We start from the raw sequence: 581 nt of genomic DNA, 5'->3' as shown, positions 1-581 counted from the left end.
ACCATGCAGCATGCCGAGCACGCCTACTTCGACGCCGCCGTGATGCTTTTGACGTTTCTGCTGGCCGGGCGCTATCTCGACCAGAACATGCGGCGGCGCACGCGTGCGGTGGCCGGCAATCTCGCCGCGTTGAAGGCGGAGACGGCGGCAAAATTCGTCGGTCCCGACGAAATCAGCGAGGTTCCGGCCGCCAGCATCCGCGCCGGCGAAATCGTGCTGCTGCGGCCGGGCGAGCGCTCGGCGGTCGACGGCACGGTCATCGAGGGCCGTTCCGAAATCGACCAGAGCCTGATCACCGGCGAGACCCTGCATGTCGCGGCGGAGAAGGGCACGGCAGTCTATGCCGGCACATTGAACATGTCGGGTGCGCTGCGCGTGAGGGTGGCGGCCGCCGCGGAAGGCACGCTGCTCGCCGAGATCACGCGGCTTCTCGACAGCGCGCTGCAGGCCCGCTCCCGCTATGTGCAGCTCGCCGATCGCGCCTCCCGGCTCTACGCCCCGGTCGTGCATGTCACCGCGGCGCTCACCATGTTCGGCTGGCTTGCCCTTGGCGCAAGCCCGCATGAGGCGATCGTTACCGC

Annotated in this window: 1 protein-coding gene; it reads left to right on the top strand. The window is 68.5% G+C overall.

The annotated features are described in order from the left end of the window. On the top strand, positions 1–581 hold a 581-nt coding region (locus D1614_RS28465; RefSeq protein ID WP_497006680.1), incomplete at both ends, for a P-type ATPase actuator domain-containing protein.

The sequence above is a fragment of the Maribellus luteus genome (assembly GCF_003576475.1).
GTDB classification, from domain to species: Bacteria; Bacteroidota; Bacteroidia; order Bacteroidales; family Prolixibacteraceae; genus Draconibacterium; species Draconibacterium luteum.
The sequence above is the reverse complement of the archived record's forward strand: the minus strand, read 5'-3'. Positions and strand labels throughout refer to the sequence as shown.